This is a genomic window from Erythrobacter sp. BLCC-B19, from assembly GCF_028621955.1.
In the GTDB taxonomy this organism is placed as follows: Bacteria; Pseudomonadota; Alphaproteobacteria; order Sphingomonadales; family Sphingomonadaceae; genus Erythrobacter.
The window spans coordinates 3028266-3044690 of record NZ_CP117516.1 but is presented as its reverse complement, the minus strand read 5'-3'; the positions used below and the strand labels follow the sequence as shown (position 1 = coordinate 3044690).

Genomic DNA, 16425 nt, shown 5'->3' with positions numbered 1-16425 from the left:
GTTCTTCGTCTTCAAGCGGCAGATAAGGGGAAGGACAGCCCTTCGACAAGCTCAGGGCGAACGGGAATGGGTTATTTGGCGAGCGCGATCCATTTCTCCAGGAGCGCCAGTGCCGCGCCTGAATCAAGCGCTTCGGCCGCCATCGCGGCCCGCTCGCGCCAGTCCGCGCCGCGCCCGGCGACCAGCAGCGCGCCCGCCGCGTTGAACAGCACCGCGTCGCGGTAGGGGCCAGGGGTGCCCATCAGCAGCGCCTTCAATGCCGCCGCGTTGTGCTTGGCATCATCGCCCCGGATCGCTTCGATCGGCGCATGGGGGAGGCCCGCCGCGCCCGCATCGACCCGCTCCATGGTGAAGGCATGGCCGGTCACCACCGCGACCTCGTTGCCGCCTGCGAGGCTCAACTCGTCGAGCCCCTCGTCGCCCGAAACGATCAGCGACTTGCCGGTGCCGAGCCGCGCCAATGCGCCCGCATAGATCGGCACATAGGCAGGCCGCGCAATGCCGATCAGCTGGCTGGTGACGCCTGCCGGGTTGGAGAGTGGGCCCATCAGGTTGAAGATCGTGCGCTGGCCGATCCGCACCCGGATGGGCTGGATCCGCGCCATTGCCGGGTGGTGGTTTCTGGCGAACAGGAAGCAGATGCCGATTTCCGCGAGGGTCTTTTCGGCGGTTCGTCCCGCCGCGTCCATGTCCAGCCCGAGCGCTTCCAGTGTGTCCGCAGCGCCTGCTTTCGAAGATGCCGCACGGTTGCCATGCTTGGCGACCGGCACCCCGCAGGCCGCGACCACCAGGCTGACGGCGGTGGAGACATTGAGGGTGTGGTGCCCGTCGCCCCCCGTGCCGCAGACGTCGATTGCGCCTTCGGGGGCATCAATCGGGATCAGCCGCGCCCGCAGCGCCCGCGCCGCGCCCGCGATCTCGTCCGCCGTCTCACCGCGCGCGGAGAGGGCGACGAGGAACTGCGCGATTTCGTCCTCGGTCGGCGCGCCATCGAGCAGCACGCCGAACGCCGCCTCGGCCTCGGCCTCGGACAGGGGTGCGGTGATATCGGGCAGGGCGCTCATGCCGAAAGCCTTGCGGGCAGCACCGGATCGAGACCGCACAGCTTCACGAAGTTGGCGAGCAGCGCATGGCCATGCTCGGTGGCGATGCTTTCGGGGTGGAACTGGACCGAATGGATCGGGAGGCTGGCGTGGCGGAAGCCCATCACGCTGGGGTGATCGCTGCCGGGCGTTTCGGCATGGGCATTGGCGACCAGCTCCGGCGGCACATTCACCACCTCAAGGCTGTGATAGCGCGTGGCGATGAAGGGCGAGGGGAGCCCTTCGAACACCCCCGTCCCGTCATGCGTCACCGGCGAGGTCTTGCCATGCATCAGCCCCCCGCGCTGCACCGTCCCGCCGAAATGCTGGCCGATGGCCTGATGGCCGAGACACACGCCCATCAAGGGCTTGCCCGCATCGGCACAGGCCGCGACCAGATCGAGGCTGATCCCCGCCTCATTGGGCGTGCAGGGGCCGGGCGAAATCAGGAACCCCGCCGCATTGGTCCGCAACGCCTCCGACGCGGTCAGCGCATCATTGCGCTCGACGCGCACTTCGGCCCCCAACTCCATCAGGTAATGGACGAGGTTGAAGGTGAAGCTGTCGTAATTGTCGATGACGAGGATCATTGTGCCTCTGCCTCTGCCTCTGCCGATGGCTCTGCCGTCGGAGCCGCCTTTGCCGCGCGCTTGCTCACCAAGATGATCGGCCCCACGCGGCCCTTGTCCATCCGGGCGGTGGCCGGGTCCCACAGGCTCGACACCTGCCCATCGAGATAGAGCGCGGTCGCGACCTTCAGCTCGTCGCGATAGAAGCGCGCCAGCTGGCCGAAGCTGATCGGCGCGCCCGAGATCACGAAATGCGCCTTGCCGCTCGCGTCCACGCCCACGCCGTTGCGGATCGCCCTCGAGGGGCCGTCGTCCTGAATTTCGGGGTGGAGCTTGCCATCAATCAGCAGCAGCGGGCCCGATTGCGTGCCGAAATCGGGACGATCCCCCACCGTCTCGAAGAAGGTGTTGCTGCCCAGCACGCGCCACTTGCTCCCCGTGCCGAAGAACACCCCGTTGGGCTTCATGTAGAAATTGCCCTCACCCGCGGCGCGGTTCAGCTCCTTCAGCCGCTCGCCCTTCTGGACGAAGTAGCCGATGGGCTTCAGATCATCGCCATACATCCCGCCATTGACGGCAAAGGCGATGGCGGCGGGATCGACGCTGGCGGCGAAGGCGGAAAGCGAGCCGAAGGGCTGCTTGTCGGCCCCGAGGTTTGCCATCTGGATGGAGTGCTCGGCCGGATCGGCGGTGCAGACGGTGAGCGGCACCTGTTCAAACGTCACCGACTTGCAGGCCGAGGGGCCAGCAGGCGCGGTGGCCGTGGGGGCAGGGGCGGGGTCTTCCTCCTGCGATCCGTCCAGCCTGGTGGTAACCAGCGCTTCGCCTTCGGGCTGTTCGGAACAAGCAGTCAGCGCCAGCAGGCCTGCAAGGATCAACGCGGCGCGCTTCATTGGCCATACCCCGGCTCGCCCGCCACGCGCACCGCCTCGCGCGCGGCGGCGATGAGAGCGCCCGACTTGGCGCGACATTCGGCGAGTTCGTAATCGGGGTCGGAATCAGCGACGATCCCTGCGCCCGCCTGCACGTGCATCACCCCGTCTTTGACCACGGCGGTGCGCAGGACGATGCAGGAATCGAGGCTGCCATCGGGCGCGAAATAGCCCACGCCCCCGGCATAGGCCCCGCGCGTTTCGGGCTCCAGCTGGGCGATGATCTCGCAGGCGCGGATCTTGGGCGCGCCCGAGACGGTGCCCGCCGGGAAGCCCGCAAACAGCGCGTCGAGCGCATCCTTCGAAGGGTCGAGCCGCCCCACCACATTGCTGACGATGTGCATGACGTGGCTGTAACGCTCGATGGTGAAGCTGTCGGTGACCTCGACCGTCCCTGCCGCCGCCACCCGGCCGACATCATTGCGCCCCAGATCGAGCAGCATCAGATGCTCGGCGCGTTCCTTGGGATCGGCCAGCAGGCTTGCCTCGTTGGCCTCGTCCGCCTCGCGCGTGGCTCCGCGCGGGCGGGTGCCGGCGATGGGGCGGATCGTCACTTCGTCATCCCGCACCCGCACCAGAATTTCAGGGCTGGAGCCAACCAGCGCAAAGCCCGGCAAGTCGAGGAAATAGAGGAAGGGCGATGGGTTCACCCGCCGCAGCGCGCGGTAGAGTGCCAGCGGAGGGAGGGGGAAGGGGCAGGTGAAGCGCTGCGCCAGCACCACCTGAAAGATGTCGCCCGCGACGATGTATTCCTTCGCCGCCAGCGCCATCGCCTTGTAGTCATCGGGCGCGATGACGGGGGCGAGGTCGGGCAGGCTTGCGGGCAATTCGGACGTGCTGTCTGCGGGCATCGCCGTTCCGAGCTGGCTCAGCGTTGCGTCAATCCGCTCGCCCGCGCGCGTGACGGCGGCCTCGGGATCGGAGGCTTCCCACAAGGGCGCGATCGCGAACAGCGCGTCGGTCAGGCGGTCGAACACCAGAATGACCGTCGGCCGCACGAACAGCATATCGGGTAGGTCGAGGCTGCTCGGTGCGGCGCGCGGCAGGGTTTCGACAAGACCGATGGTCTCATAGCCGAAATAGCCCACCAGGCACGCGAGCGCCGGCGGCAGGCCTTCGGGCATCGGCTCGATGCGGCAGGCGGCGGCGAGCGCGCGCAATTCGGCCAGCGCATTGCCGGGGAGCGGGGTGAAAGCCTCGGGCGCGAGCTTCCAGTCGCGGTTCATCGCGGCGTCCGCTCCCTTGGCGCGGAACACCAGATCAGGGTCGAGCCCAAGCAGGCTGTAGCGCCCGCGCACCTCGCCGCCCTCGACGCTTTCAAGCAGGAAGTCGCCGCGTCCCGGCACGATCAGCCGCCGCGCCGCGCCCACCGGCGTGTCGCTGTCGGCGATGATGCGGCGCCACACCAGCGCAGGCTTGCCTTCGCGCAAGGCAGCAATGGCAGCGGCGGCGTTTTCGGGCAGGAGGCCGGGTTCTGGGTTACTCACGGACGCGTCACACCCCGGCTCACTGATCGCCGGAGAGCTGCTTGCGCACCGCGGCGATCGCCGGATCGTTGCGGGTCACGCCAAGCTCCTTGCGCATCGCAGAGGCGGCCTGCTGGCGATATTCCTCGCCCAGCGCGGCGCCCAACTGCTGGCGGGTCTGGGCAACCAGCTCGGGCTCCTTCTCGATCGGAAGCGTGCTGATGTCTTCCAGCGCCACGACATACCAGCCGAGATCGCGCGGCCCTTCGAGCGTCTTGACGGTCCTTTCGGCCATCGAGAACAGCAGCACCAGCGGCGGCGGCAGGTTGCCGCGGCCGCGTTCGAGCAGCTGGCGGCGGGTGAGGTCGATCGGTTCGCGCTCGAACCCGGTCTTGTTCTCAGCGGCGAGCGCGGCGGCAAGCGGCGTTCCGGCGCGCACCTTGGCGGTGATCCGCTCGGCGGCCTGCTTGGCGAGCACCGCGCCCTGCGCACGCTTCCATGCCACGATGGCGGCATCGCGCACCTGCGCGAGCGGCGGTGCAGCGGCTTCCTCGACCTTGGCGACTTCGAAGATCACGAATTCCTTGCCCGGAACCACTTCAGCCAGCTGCGGCTCGCTTTCTTCCATCTGGAAGGCGGTTGCCAGGATCGGGGCAAGCTGCGGCACGATCTGCGCCTGGGGCTGGCCGAAAACCTGACCATTGGCGAGCAAGGCGGGCGTGGTCTCGACCTTGAGGCCATAGGCCTTGGCGACCTCGGCCATGGCCGTGCCGCCGTCGATCTCGCCTTCGATTTCCGACACGCGGTCAGCGATGGCAGCGGTGCGCTTCTCGGCAGAGAGCGCCTTGGTGATCTCAGGCGTGGCGTCGGCGAGGCTGCGGGCAGCGATGCGCTCGATCTTGTCGACGCGGGCGACATACCAGCCGAGCGTGCCCTGCGCAGGCTCGATCACGCCGCCCTCTGCCGCCTTGAACGCGTTCTGGGCAAAGGCAAAGCTGGTGGCACCGGCCATGGCTTCACGGTCGCGGGCTTCGGCCTTGGAGGCGGTGAACCCGGCCTCACGCGCAACAGCCTCGATCGAAGCGCCGCCGCTGACGCGCGCGGCCAGCGACTTGGCGGCATCCTGCGTGGGCACGACAAAGCTGGTGACGACGCGCTTCTCGCTCGCCTGATACTGGGCGGCATCACGCTTGTAGCGCGCGGCGATTTCAGCGGCGGTCGGCGTGTCGTTGACGGTCAGACCGTCGGTGCTGAACACCGCAAAGCGCAAGGTGCGGCGTTCGGGACGGGTGAACTTCGCGCGGTTCTTGCCGTACCAGTCGGTCAGCTGCGCGTCAGTTGGATTGGCGGTGGGCGCGTAGAGATCGCTGCGGATCAAGGCGATCTCGCCCTTGCGCTTTTCCAGCACCAGCGTGGCATATTGGCGCGCGACCTTTTCGGGCATTACCGGCATCGCCAGAGCCGGCGACATCAGCTGCTGCTCGATCATGTCGGCGGTCAGTTCGCGGCGGAAGGTCGCATCCGTGCGCCCCTTGGCGGCCAGCGCCGCGAGATAGGCCTGCTTGTCGAACCCGCCGGTCAGATTCTGGAATGCCGGGATGCGCAGGATTTCACTGTCGATCAGGTTCTTGCCCGCGCGCAGGCCGTATTTCTTGCCGTATTCGGCGACGGCATAGCGATCGATCAGCTGGCGCAGCACTTCATCAAAGCCGCCCTCACCGACGAATGCGGGCATCGTCAGCGTCGGGTTCTGCTGGCGCACCTGATCGAGCGCGGTGTTGGCAGAGAGCGACAATTCCGACACCGGGATCGCCTCGTCACCGACCACTGCAATCCGGTCGCCATTCGATACGCCGCCAAAGGTGGTGGAGCCGGAAATGTCCGAAGCCGCAAAGGCCAGCGCCATCAGCGCGAGAAAGGCGAGAAAGATCGGCAGACCGATCTTCGACTGGAAAAAGCGGCGGAAAAACGAAAACATGGCGTATCTGACCCCGTCCGAGGCTGGGTGGTGGGGGGAGTTGGCTATCCCGAAGCGGCAGCACAAGGCATCGCGCTGCGCGGTGCGCTTTAGAGCCCCTGCGACCGCGCGGCAACAGGTTCGCGCGGTTTTGACTAGCCGGGCTTACTTCGCTAGCGGGCGGCGCTTGCGGGCACTACAGCACACACCAGAATCGTGGCTCGCGCGAATTATCCCTCTCTTTTTACAACAGGTGCAGGACAGATCATGACCCGCCGACCCTACATCGTCGGAAACTGGAAGATGCACGGCACCCGCGCAATGCTTTCCGAAGCGCGCGCGATCGACCGTGCGGCCCAGCGTCACATGAAGGTCGAGGTGGCGCTCGCGCCGCCTTACACGCTGATCCACCCGATCCACCGGGAGGCCGAGCAGATCGCCGTCGGTGCGCAGGATTGCCACCATGCCGATGGCGGCGCCTTCACCGGTGACATTTCCGCCGCGATGATTGCCGATGCGGGCGCGAAGTTCGTCATCCTCGGCCATTCGGAACGCCGCGAAGGGCATGGCGAAGGCGATGCGATGGTGCGCTCCAAGGCGCAGGCCGCATTGGCGGCCGGCCTCAGGATTATCATGTGCTGCGGCGAGAGCGCGGCGACCCGCGATTCGGGTAAGGCCGTGGCTTTCGTGAAGCGCCAGCTCAAGGCCTCGCTCCCGCCCGCCGACCAGATGCCTGCCGACATCGCCGAGCGCGTGACTGTGGCCTATGAACCGATCTGGGCCATCGGCACCGGCAAGGCGGCCACCACCGACGACATCGCCGAAATGCACGGGGCAATCCGCGCGCTGCTGGTCGATCTGTTCGGAGAGGAGCAGGGCAGCGAGGTGCGGATCCTCTATGGCGGCTCGGTCAAACCCGAGAATGCCGCAGCCATCTTCGCCGTGCCCGATGTCGGCGGTGCGCTGGTTGGCGGCGCAAGTCTGACCGCCGACAGCTTCATGGGCATTGCGCTCGCCGCCAGCGAGCCGTTCGACAGCTAGTCTGCGCGCGAACCCATCGCGCATGGGCCTGTCGCACATGGGGTTGCCGCAGGCGGCTCGCGCGCCTACATGGCGCCCATGCTATGCCACCGGGCGCAGCTTTGCGCCCTGTACACGAGATCATTTCATGTCCCTGTTCCTGTTCCTCACCGTGATCCAGGCCTTGGTGGCCGCCGCGCTGGTCGGCGTGGTGCTGATGCAGCGCTCCGAAGGGGGCGGGCTGGGGATCGGATCGAGCCCCAGCGGCGCTTTCGGCGCGCGCGGGGCCGCGGATTTCCTCTCGCGCTCGACCAAGTGGCTGGCGATCGCCTTTGTCACGCTGTCGATCGTGCTTGCGGCTCTGGCCGTGCGCGAAGGCAGCGTTGATTCGGTCAGCTCCACCCTCGATCGCGATGTGCCTGCGGCCGCTCAGCCCGATATTCTCGGCGGCGACCCGGCAGCAGCACCGGCACCGGCCGCGCCTGCTCCGGCAGCACCGGCAGCACCGGCCCCGGCCGGTGAGGGCCAGCCCGCACAATAAGACCGGACAGGCTGCACCTGCGGCCTGATCCTTTTGCATCTCCGTCACGGCATTGTGGATGGCGCGTGCCTGCGCGCGTCAATTCGCTTGCCCCGAATCCCTCTCGACGCTTAAGGCCCAACTCCCATGGCGCGGTTCATTTTCATCACCGGCGGCGTGGTCTCCTCGCTCGGCAAAGGTCTCATGGCAGCCTCCTTGGCGGCCCTCCTCCAGGCGCGCGGCTACAAGGTGCGCATTCGCAAGTTCGACCCCTATCTCAACGTCGATCCGGGCACGATGAGCCCGTATCAGCACGGCGAGGTCTATGTCACCGACGACGGGGCCGAAACCGATCTCGACCTTGGCCACTATGAACGCTTCACCGGCGTTTCGGCGCGCCAGAGCGACAACATCACCTCGGGCCGCGTTTATCGCGACATCATCGCCAAGGAGCGGCGCGGCGACTATCTCGGCGCGACCGTGCAGGTGATCCCGCACGTGACCGACGCGATCAAGGAATTCGCGCTCGCCGATCAGGGCGACCATGATTTCATCCTGTGCGAAATCGGCGGGACGGTGGGCGACATCGAATCGCTGCCCTTCATGGAGGCGATCCGCCAATTGCGGAACGAGCTCGAACCGTTCCAGACGGTCAGCGTCCATGTCACGCTGGTGCCCTACATCAAGGCGGCGGGCGAGCTGAAGACCAAGCCGACCCAGCACTCGGTGCGCGAACTGGCGGCGCTCGGCATCAAACCCGATATCCTGTTGTGCCGCGCCGAGCATCCGATCCCCGAAAGCGACCGCCGCAAGATCGCGCAGTTCTGCAACGTGCGCGCCGAGGCGGTGATCCAGGCGCTCGATGCGCCATCGATCTATTCGGTGCCCGAGCAATATCACGCCGAAGGGCTCGACCGCGAAGTGCTGCGCGCTTTCGGCATCACCGATGCGCCTGCGCCCGATTTGTCGGCGTGGAAGGACGTGACCGACCGCCACTTCAACCCCGAAGGCGAAGTCACCATCGCGGTGGTCGGCAAGTATGTCGGCCTGCCCGATGCCTACAAGAGCCTCAACGAAGCGCTGGTCCACGGCGGTCTCGCCAACCGGGTCAAGGTCAACATCCGCTGGATCGACGCGGAGATCTTCGAAGGCGACGACCCTTCGCAAATCGTGGCCGCGCTCGAACCGATGCACGGCATTCTGGTGCCGGGCGGTTTCGGCGAGCGCGGGAGCGAGGGCAAGATTTCGGCGGTGACCTTCGCCCGCACCCGCAATGTGCCGTTCTTCGGCATCTGCCTCGGTATGCAGATGGCCTGTATCGAAGGCGCGCGCGCGGCAGGGTTCGAGAAAGCCTCCTCGACCGAATTCGGGCCGACCGATACGCCGGTGGTGGGGATCATCACCGAATGGATGACCAAGGAAGGTCTCCAGCAGCGCGAAGAGGGCGGCGATCTGGGCGGCACGATGCGTCTGGGGGCTTATCCGGCCAAGCTGTCAGCCAACAGCCATACCTCGCGCATCTACGGCGGGGCCGAGCTGATTTCGGAACGCCACCGTCACCGCTACGAAGTCAACAGCGCCTTTATCGAACCGCTGGAAAAGAGCGGGCTGATCTTTGCGGGCATGAGCCCCGATGGGCTGCTGCCCGAGATCGTCGAGCGGCCCGATCATCCGTGGTTTGTGGGTGTGCAGTTCCACCCCGAGCTGAAATCGCGCCCCTTCGATCCGCACCCGCTGTTCGCCGGGTTCATCGCCGCCGCGCTCGAACAGTCGCGTCTGGTGTAAGGATACCCCTCGCAATAATACGAGGGGTGTCTTGGCGCAGTAAGGCAGCTAGCCGGTTTGCGCCCTAGGTCGGATCAAGGATAAGCAAGCGTTTGCAATCCTTTGTTTCACAAGCACGAGTTCTTGTGTCGTATCCTTACAAGTATTGAAGATAGGCCTTGCGTGTTATTGCCATTCCGCATTAGACGAAGCCCGGTTTTCACGGTTTTCTAGGGATCGCAGGGCTAGGTTCGATCTGTCGCTGGGAGTATATCACAGCGTGAGTCGGGCCGACCGCCAGGACGATCCCGCAAATCGAGCTTGTATGGTCTTGTCCGTCTTCTGCGACCCGGACGGATAGGCCCAGACAGGGCGACGCAAGTCGCGGGGGCGGATCGCAAGATCCGCCCCCTTTTGGTTTGTGGTGCCGGATCGCAAGATCCGCCCCCTTTGCTTTTGTGGTGAAGGGCAGGGCCGCGATTAAGCGGCGCTGGCGGTGTCCTCGCCCTCGATCGTCGGCACCGCGGTCAGCGTGGGCGTGCCGCCAATCGCAATCTTGCGGGGCTTCATCGCATCGGGAACTTCGCGCACCAGATCGATGATCAGCAGGCCATCGGCAAGGTCGGCCCGCTCGACTCGCACGAAATCGGCAAGTTCGAACCGGCGTTCAAAGCCGCGGTTGGCGATCCCGACATGGAGCAGTTCGGAGCCGTCTTCGACTTCCTCACGCTTCTTGCCCTGCACGGTCAGCAGGTTCTGCTGCGCGGTGATGTCGATGTCGCCGGCGCGGAAACCCGCAACGGCCAGCGTGATGCGGTAATTGTCATCGCCGCGGCGCGAGATGTTGAAGGGGGGGTAATTGTCCCCGGCGTTGAGGCGCGCCTGGTTTTCGAGCAGGTCGAACAGGCGGTCGAAGCCCACGGTGGAACGGCGATAGGGAGTGAAATCGAAACGCGACATGGTCAAATCCTCTTGATGAGCGATTCTGTCTGACGCGGGCCTGCCGGATGCAGCACCCGCCTTGCCGCCGTTACCGTTTCCCAACACTGGCGAAACGCGGCGACTGCCTCTATCTGGTTTGCCGAACCAAGCTTTCAAGAGGTGCAAATGGCCGCCCCGCAGATCGACATTTACACGAAGTTCGCCTGCCCCTTCTGTGTGCGCGCCAAGCGGCTGCTGACCGAGAAGGGCGCGGTCTTTACCGAACACGACATCACCATGGGCGGCGCCCGGCGCGATGAAATGCTCGCCCGCGCGCCGGGTGCGATGACCGTGCCGCAGATCTTCATCGGCGAGACCCACGTGGGCGGGTGCGACGATCTCCACGCGCTTGAGGCAGCAGGCAAGCTCGACGCACTGCTGGCCGGATAGGGCGGGCGCGCCGATGCCGAAGATTGCGCTGTTCCAGATGACCTCAGGGATCGATCCCGAGGCCAACTGCGCGGCCATCGAACAGGCGGCGCGCGCGGCGGCGGGGGAGGGGGCGGCGATGCTGTTCACCCCTGAAATGTCGCTGCTGCTCGACCGCAACCGGGCGCGGGGCGCAGGCCATATCGTGTCACAGGCGCAGTCGCCCTTCGTCCCCCGCCTTGCCGCGCTGGCGACCGAGACGGGAGTGACCATCGCGCTCGGATCAATGGCGGTGGCGCTCGATAACGGGAAGAACGCCAACCGTTCGATGGTTTTTGCCCCCGGCGCGGCGGAGCCGGTCACCTATGACAAGATCCACATGTTCGATGTCGACCTTGCCAGCGGCGAAAGCTGGCGGGAAAGCAACGCCTATGAACCGGGGCGCGAGGTCGTGACGCTCGACGACACGCCGGTCGGAAGGCTCGGGCTGGCGGTGTGTTACGATTTGCGCTTCCCGGCGCTGTTCGGCGCGCTGGGTGACCGGGCGTGCGACTGCCTGACCGTCCCTGCCGCCTTCACCCGGCCCACGGGCGCTGCGCATTGGCACGTCATGTTGCGCGCGCGCGCGATCGAGGCGCAGGCCTTTGTGATTGCCGCCGCGCAAGTGGGCCACCACGCCGACGGGCGCGAGACCTATGGCCATAGTCTGGTGGTCGATCCGTGGGGTGAGGTGCTGCTCGACATGGGGGGCGAGGCGGCGGGCCTTGGTTATTGCGACATCGATTTGGCCCGCATTTCCGAGGTGCGCGCGCAGGTTCCCGCTCTTGCCAACCGGCGGGAAATCGCCAAATCCTGATGTGCCATGATCGTCTATGACCTCTCCTGCCGCGATGGGCACCGCTTTGAAGGCTGGTTCGGCTCGTCAGCTGATTTCGAGGATCAGCGCGCACGCGGGCTGCTGTGCTGTCCGGGCTGCGGTTCCTCGGATGTGACCAAGGCACCGATGGCCCCTGCCGTGCCCGCCAAGGGGAACAGCAAGCAGGAAGTGCTTCCGCCAGAATCCCCACGCCCGATGGCCAACACACCGATGCCGCGGCAGGTGCAGCAGGCACTCGCCGCGCTCGCCAAGGCGCAGGCCGAGGCGCTGAAGAACTCGACCTGGGTGGGCGACAGGTTCGCCGAGGAAACCCGCAAGATGCACTATGGCGAGCGCGACGAGGCCCCGATCCACGGGCAGGCCAGTCTCGCCGAAGCCAAGGCGCTGATCGAGGAGGGCGTGCCCGTCGCCCCGCTGCCATTCCCTGTTGCACCGCCCGAGAAGTTGAATTGAAAGAAGTGGGTGCTATGAGGGCCTCGGGACCCCGTAGCTCAGCAGGATAGAGCATCAGATTCCTAATCTGAGGGCCGCGCGTTCGAATCGCGCCGGGGTCACCAGTTCCTGCTCATGCCTGAAAAGTAAAAGGCGCTCGGCCCGACCGGGAGTGACGGAGGGATTGGCCCGTCAATCGGTCTCTGGCCGTAGCGCCTTTCGAAATCCGGTTTAACGTCAAATCCTTAACAAGTGGTAAAGCCTGACACGGCTTTTGTCAGTCGGCTTGGACACTTGCCTGAACGTGCCAGCGCCGCGCAGCCAGCAGCGAAAGCGCCACAACCGCGCAGGACATCGTCATCAGCAAGGCGCAGGCCGCGCCCCATCCGCCTGCGCCATAGACCGATGTGCCCGCCGCACTGCCCACCGCACCGCCGATGAACATGGCCACGATATAGCTAGTCGTGAGGCGGGTGCGGATGTCGGGGGCGAGCGTGAACAGCGTCATGCGCCCGGTCACGTCGACGGTCGGGCCGACAAGATTGACGATGAACAGCGGCACCATCACACCCCAGATCGAAGCGCCGAGCGGATAGAGCAGCGCAATCCCCGTCAGTTGCACCAGCGCTGCCACTACGCGCGCACGGCGCGGGCCAACCCGGTCAGCCCAGCGCCCGAGCCAGGGCGTGGTAATCACACTGATCGCGGCAATCCCGGCCAGATAGCCAACGTCATCGGTGCCATAGCCCAGCGCCGGGCTCGTCAGGTGAAGTGCCAGCGCCAGCCAGGTGGCGGTGAAGATCGCGAAATTGAGCCCCTGAATGGCCGCCGACAGCCGCATATCGGGATGCCGCGCTGCCAGGACAAAGACCGACACGATCAGCGCACCATATCGGGTCTCGCTCTGCTTGGGCGAGGCTGCTTCGCTGCGCATTGCCATCGGCAAGAGGGCGGTGACAGCGGTCATCAGCACGAAGGCACCGACATAGACCGTGTGCCAGTCCGCCCGCGCGGTGACGATGCCCGCACCGACCCGCGCGATCAGGATGCCGAAGATCACCGCCGCCGTAAGCTGCGCCGTGACCGCGCCAAGGCGTTCAGGCGCGACGCGTTTCGAGGCGAAGGCAGGTATCAGGTAGGGCGCGATGGTGCAGAAGCCGAGCAGAGTGGAGGCGGCGGTAAAACTCGCAAAGCCGGGGGCCAGCACCATCCCGCCAAGACACAGCGTCTGTCCGGTGACGAAGATCAGGCACAAGGTGCGATTGGGGTAGAAGTCCCCCAGCGGCAGCAGCAACAGGATCCCCAGCGCCAGCGCCAATTGGTTGAGGGCCGGCACCAGTCCGATCTCTGCTTCGCTCACGCCAAATCCGCGCGCGACCTCGCCGATGATCGGGTGGATGTAATAGGCATTGGCCGTCACGACCGCGATGATGAGCGCCAGCGCCCGCTCTTGTGTGCGGGTGAGGCGGGCGGGGGAGGGCGGCGCGGCAGGTTCGGACATCATGTTGGTCGGTAGCAGATCGAAACGGGATTGCCACACTGCACAGCCTCTCCGAAAGCACCCAAATTGGTGAGGTGGACTTGGGTGACTGAAGCAGGCAATCCGGCCGCCCCAACAGGAGAAATCGCGTGCCCCAAGCTGCCCATGAACCCGAGGAACTCGCAGAAATCCGCCGCGCGGTGCGTGCCTTGTGCGATTGCTTCCCCGGGGAATACTGGCGGTCGAAGGATGCTGTGCGCGAATATCCGGCCGAATTCGTCGATGCGCTGACCAAGGCCGGCTTCCTCGCCGCGCTGATCCCGGTGGAGCATGGCGGCAGCGGCCTCAGCCTTGAGGCGGCCTGCGTGATCATGGAGGAGATTCAGGCCTCCGGGTGCAATGGCTCCTCCGCCCACGCGCAGATGTACATCATGAACACGCTGCTGCGTTACGGCTCCCCTGAGCAGAAGGCCCAATACCTGCCGCGCATCGCCAGCGGGGAATTGCGGTTGCAGGCCTTCGGGGTGAGCGAGCCGACCAGCGGCACCGATACCCTCAGCCTCAAGACCCGCGCCGTCCGGGATGGCGACGACTATGTCATCAACGGCCAGAAGATCTGGACAAGCCGCGCCGAACATTCCGACCTCATGCTCCTGCTCGCCCGCACCACCCCGCGCGAGGAGGCAGCAAGCAAGACCGAGGGGCTGTCGATCTTCCTCGTCGATATGCAGGCGGCTTTGCAGAACGGGATGACGGTGAAGCCGATCCGCACGATGATGAACCATTCGTCCTGCGAGGTGTTCTTCGATGATCTGCGCATCCCCGCCAGTGCGCTGGTGGGCGAGGAGGGGAAGGGCTTCCGCTACATCCTGTCAGGGATGAACGCCGAGCGCATCCTGATCGCCGCCGAGTGCATCGGGGATGCCAAGTGGTTCATCGAGAAAGCCACGGGCTACGCAAAAGACCGCAGCGTCTTTGCCCGGCCCATCGGCCAGAACCAGGGCGTCCAGTTCCCGATCGCGCGCTGCTATGCCCAGATGCGCGCCGCCGAGCTGATGGTCCACCACGCTGCGCGGGTCTATGACGAGGGCGGCAATCCGGGCGAGGAGGCCAACATGGCCAAGCTTCTCGCCTCCGAGGCCAGCTGGGCCGCTGCCGATATGTGCGTGCAGACCTTTGGCGGTTTCGGATTTGCCGAGGAATACGATGTTGAGCGCAAGTTCCGCGAAGCGCGGCTTTACACGGTGGCGCCGATCTCGACCAACCTGATCCTGTCCTATCTTGCCGAACATGTGCTCGGCCTTCCCCGTTCCTACTAGAAACGCCGCGATCCTGCTGAAAAGAAACTCCTGACCACCGGAATTCCGCGCATTGTGGCGCTTCCCACTTGCGGCGAGGGCGCAAGTGTGATTCTGTGTTTTTCGACGAACAGGGGATCTTTCGCCACAATGCGCAAACCGGGGACAGAAAGCAGGCTCAAGCGCTATGGCGCGCTGTGTGGCCTGCTGTTGCTGGGCGGTCTGGCGGTGGCTGGCCCCACGGGACTTCTTGCCTGGAGCGAGAATGCGTCGGCGCTCGAAGTGCGCGAAGCCAAGATCGCCGAACTCACGGCCAAGCGCGATGCCTTGCGCAACCGCGTGATGCTGCTCGATCCGGAGGCCGCCGATCCCGATCTGGCGAGCGAACTTGTGCGCGATCAGCTGCGCGTGATGCGCGAGGACGAGGTCGTCATCACGCTTGAAGACGAGTAATCGCTCTCGGGGTGCCAAGTGGCCCTGATTTCGTATGCGCGTTCGGATTTCTGCAACGCCTTGCCGTTGCGTCACCCCCGCTAGCCTGCCTATAGAGAGACGCATTGGACGGCGCTTCTCCTCCCCTTGAGCGCGCCAGAGAGAGGGATACTTATCTTGGCCAAAAAGCCCGCAAAACCAGCCGCGACGGCGGCTGACGACAGCGATTTCATCCTGCATTCCTTGCAGGAGGCATTCGAAGCGAAGAAGCGCTACGCCGCCTCGGAAGCCGAGATGCTCGAATTCTACCGGCAGATGCTGCTGATCCGGCGGTTTGAGGAAAAGGCCGGCCAGCTCTACGGCCTCGGCCTGATCGGCGGGTTCTGCCATCTCTACATCGGGCAGGAAGCCGTTGCGATCGGGCTCCAATCGGCGCTTGATCCCGACAAGGACAGCGTCATCACCGGCTACCGCGACCACGGCCACATGCTCGCCTACGGGATCGATCCCAAGGTCATCATGGCCGAGCTGACGGGCCGCGAGGCCGGGATCTCGAAGGGCAAGGGCGGGTCGATGCATATGTTCTCGACCGAGCACAAGTTCTACGGCGGCCACGGCATCGTCGGCGCGCAGGTGGCGCTGGGTGGCGGCCTCGCGCTCGCGCACCAGTACAACAACGACGGCGGCCTGTGCCTTGCCTATTTCGGTGACGGTGCGGCCAACCAGGGCCAGGTCTACGAGACCTTCAACATGGCCGCCCTGTGGAAGCTGCCGATTGTGTTTGTGGTCGAGGACAACCAGTACGCGATGGGCACCGCCTCTTCGCGCTCGTCGGCCGAAACCCGCTTCCACCGCCGCGGCACCGCGTTCCGCATCCCCGGCATGGAAGTGAACGGCATGGACGTGCTCGAAGTGCGCGCCGCGGCCGAGGTGGCCTTCGCTCATGTTCGCGCGGGCAAGGGACCGGTGCTGATGGAGTGCAACACCTATCGCTACCGCGGGCACTCGATGTCCGACCCGGCCAAGTATCGCACGCGCGAAGAAGTGCAGGAACAGCGCGAACAGCATGATCCGATCGAAGGGCTGAAGAAGACCCTGATCGCAGCCGGCAAGACCGAGGACGAATTGAAGGCGATCGACAAGGCCATCCGTGCCGAAGTGGCGGAAAGCGCCGATTTTGCAGAAACCTCGCCCGAACCCGCGCCGAGCGAACTCTACACCGATGTTCTCGTGGAGGAGTATTGAG

The 16425-nt window shown here is 65.5% G+C and carries 16 protein-coding genes and 1 tRNA gene; 10 read left to right on the top strand and 7 right to left on the bottom strand.

Going from position 1 to position 16425, the window contains the following annotated elements:
- Nucleotides 1–71: 71 nt before the first annotated feature.
- Genes trpD through PS060_RS14305 form a run of 5 tightly spaced genes read right to left on the bottom strand, consistent with a single transcriptional unit; the run spans nucleotide 72 to nucleotide 6027 of the window.
- Entirely contained in the window at nucleotides 72–1064 is a 993-nt protein-coding gene (gene trpD / locus PS060_RS14325) for an anthranilate phosphoribosyltransferase (protein WP_273984080.1), read from the bottom strand.
- Nucleotides 1061–1672 carry an anthranilate synthase component II gene (locus PS060_RS14320; RefSeq protein WP_273984077.1) on the bottom strand — a complete coding sequence of 204 codons (612 nt, stop codon included), beginning with the start codon at nucleotides 1670–1672 and terminating at the stop codon, nucleotides 1061–1063. Before PS060_RS14320 ends, trpD begins: the two co-directional genes overlap by 4 nt.
- A complete protein-coding gene (locus tag PS060_RS14315; protein ID WP_273984075.1) occupies nucleotides 1669–2544 on the bottom strand; it encodes a phosphodiester glycosidase family protein in 876 nt (291 codons plus the stop codon). The genes PS060_RS14320 and PS060_RS14315 overlap by 4 nt, the downstream gene beginning before the upstream one ends.
- Complete coding sequence (locus tag PS060_RS14310) at nucleotides 2541–4070, bottom strand: anthranilate synthase component I family protein (RefSeq protein ID WP_443112386.1); 1530 nt, start codon at nucleotides 4068–4070, stop codon at nucleotides 2541–2543. Before PS060_RS14310 ends, PS060_RS14315 begins: the two co-directional genes overlap by 4 nt.
- 19 nt (nucleotides 4071–4089) lie before the next feature.
- Nucleotides 4090–6027: a peptidylprolyl isomerase gene (locus PS060_RS14305; protein ID WP_273984073.1), complete on the bottom strand. Its 1938-nt coding sequence runs from the start codon at nucleotides 6025–6027 to the stop codon at nucleotides 4090–4092.
- Nucleotides 6028–6273: 246 nt separating this feature from the next.
- On the opposite strand from PS060_RS14305, the gene tpiA reads away from it, so the two are divergent.
- The 3 genes from tpiA to PS060_RS14290 all read left to right on the top strand — a co-directional run bounded on the left by tpiA (nucleotide 6274) and on the right by PS060_RS14290 (nucleotide 9331).
- Nucleotides 6274–7047 carry a triose-phosphate isomerase gene (gene tpiA, locus PS060_RS14300; RefSeq protein ID WP_273984071.1) on the top strand — a complete coding sequence of 258 codons (774 nt, stop codon included), beginning with the start codon at nucleotides 6274–6276 and terminating at the stop codon, nucleotides 7045–7047.
- Between the two features lie 127 nt (nucleotides 7048–7174).
- Nucleotides 7175–7567, top strand: a complete 393-nt coding sequence (secG, locus tag PS060_RS14295; protein ID WP_273984069.1) for a preprotein translocase subunit SecG — start codon at nucleotides 7175–7177, stop codon at nucleotides 7565–7567.
- A 126-nt stretch (nucleotides 7568–7693) separates the two neighbouring features.
- Nucleotides 7694–9331, top strand: coding sequence for a CTP synthase (locus PS060_RS14290; RefSeq protein ID WP_273984066.1), 1638 nt, complete (start codon nucleotides 7694–7696; stop codon nucleotides 9329–9331).
- Between the two features lie 459 nt (nucleotides 9332–9790).
- Here PS060_RS14290 and PS060_RS14285 read toward each other — a convergent pair whose 3' ends face one another.
- Nucleotides 9791–10270, bottom strand: a complete 480-nt coding sequence (locus PS060_RS14285) for an Hsp20 family protein (protein WP_273984064.1) — start codon at nucleotides 10268–10270, stop codon at nucleotides 9791–9793.
- 147 nt (nucleotides 10271–10417) lie between these two features.
- Here PS060_RS14285 and grxC point away from each other — a divergent pair, with 147 nt between their 5' ends.
- From grxC to PS060_RS14265, 4 genes are all read left to right on the top strand, one after another.
- A complete protein-coding gene (gene grxC, locus PS060_RS14280; RefSeq protein WP_273984062.1) occupies nucleotides 10418–10681 on the top strand; it encodes a glutaredoxin 3 in 264 nt (87 codons plus the stop codon).
- 13 nt (nucleotides 10682–10694) lie between these two features.
- Nucleotides 10695–11516, top strand: a complete 822-nt coding sequence (locus PS060_RS14275) for a carbon-nitrogen hydrolase family protein (protein ID WP_273984061.1) — start codon at nucleotides 10695–10697, stop codon at nucleotides 11514–11516.
- 6 nt (nucleotides 11517–11522) lie between these two features.
- Nucleotides 11523–11990 (top strand): DUF1178 family protein, encoded by a 468-nt coding sequence (locus tag PS060_RS14270; protein ID WP_273984060.1) that lies wholly within the window; start codon nucleotides 11523–11525, stop codon nucleotides 11988–11990.
- Between the two features lie 27 nt (nucleotides 11991–12017).
- A tRNA-Arg gene (locus PS060_RS14265) sits at nucleotides 12018–12094 on the top strand.
- A gap of 152 nt (nucleotides 12095–12246) precedes the next feature.
- Here the strand turns inward: PS060_RS14265 and PS060_RS14260 are convergent.
- On the bottom strand, nucleotides 12247–13473 hold the full coding sequence (locus PS060_RS14260) for an MFS transporter (protein WP_273984059.1): 1227 nt from the start codon (nucleotides 13471–13473) through the stop codon (nucleotides 12247–12249).
- A gap of 125 nt (nucleotides 13474–13598) precedes the next feature.
- On the opposite strand from PS060_RS14260, the gene PS060_RS14255 reads away from it, so the two are divergent.
- From PS060_RS14255 to pdhA, 3 genes are all read left to right on the top strand, one after another.
- Entirely contained in the window at nucleotides 13599–14768 is a 1170-nt protein-coding gene (locus PS060_RS14255) for an acyl-CoA dehydrogenase family protein (RefSeq protein ID WP_273984058.1), read from the top strand.
- Nucleotides 14769–14897: 129 nt separating this feature from the next.
- A complete protein-coding gene (locus tag PS060_RS14250) occupies nucleotides 14898–15200 on the top strand; it encodes an FtsB family cell division protein (protein WP_273984057.1) in 303 nt (100 codons plus the stop codon).
- 156 nt (nucleotides 15201–15356) lie between these two features.
- The gene (gene pdhA / locus PS060_RS14245; RefSeq protein WP_273984056.1) at nucleotides 15357–16424 is read left to right on the top strand and encodes a pyruvate dehydrogenase (acetyl-transferring) E1 component subunit alpha; all 1068 of its coding nucleotides are present in this window, start codon (nucleotides 15357–15359) and stop codon (nucleotides 16422–16424) included.
- The last annotated feature ends 1 nt before the right edge of the window (nucleotide 16425 follow it).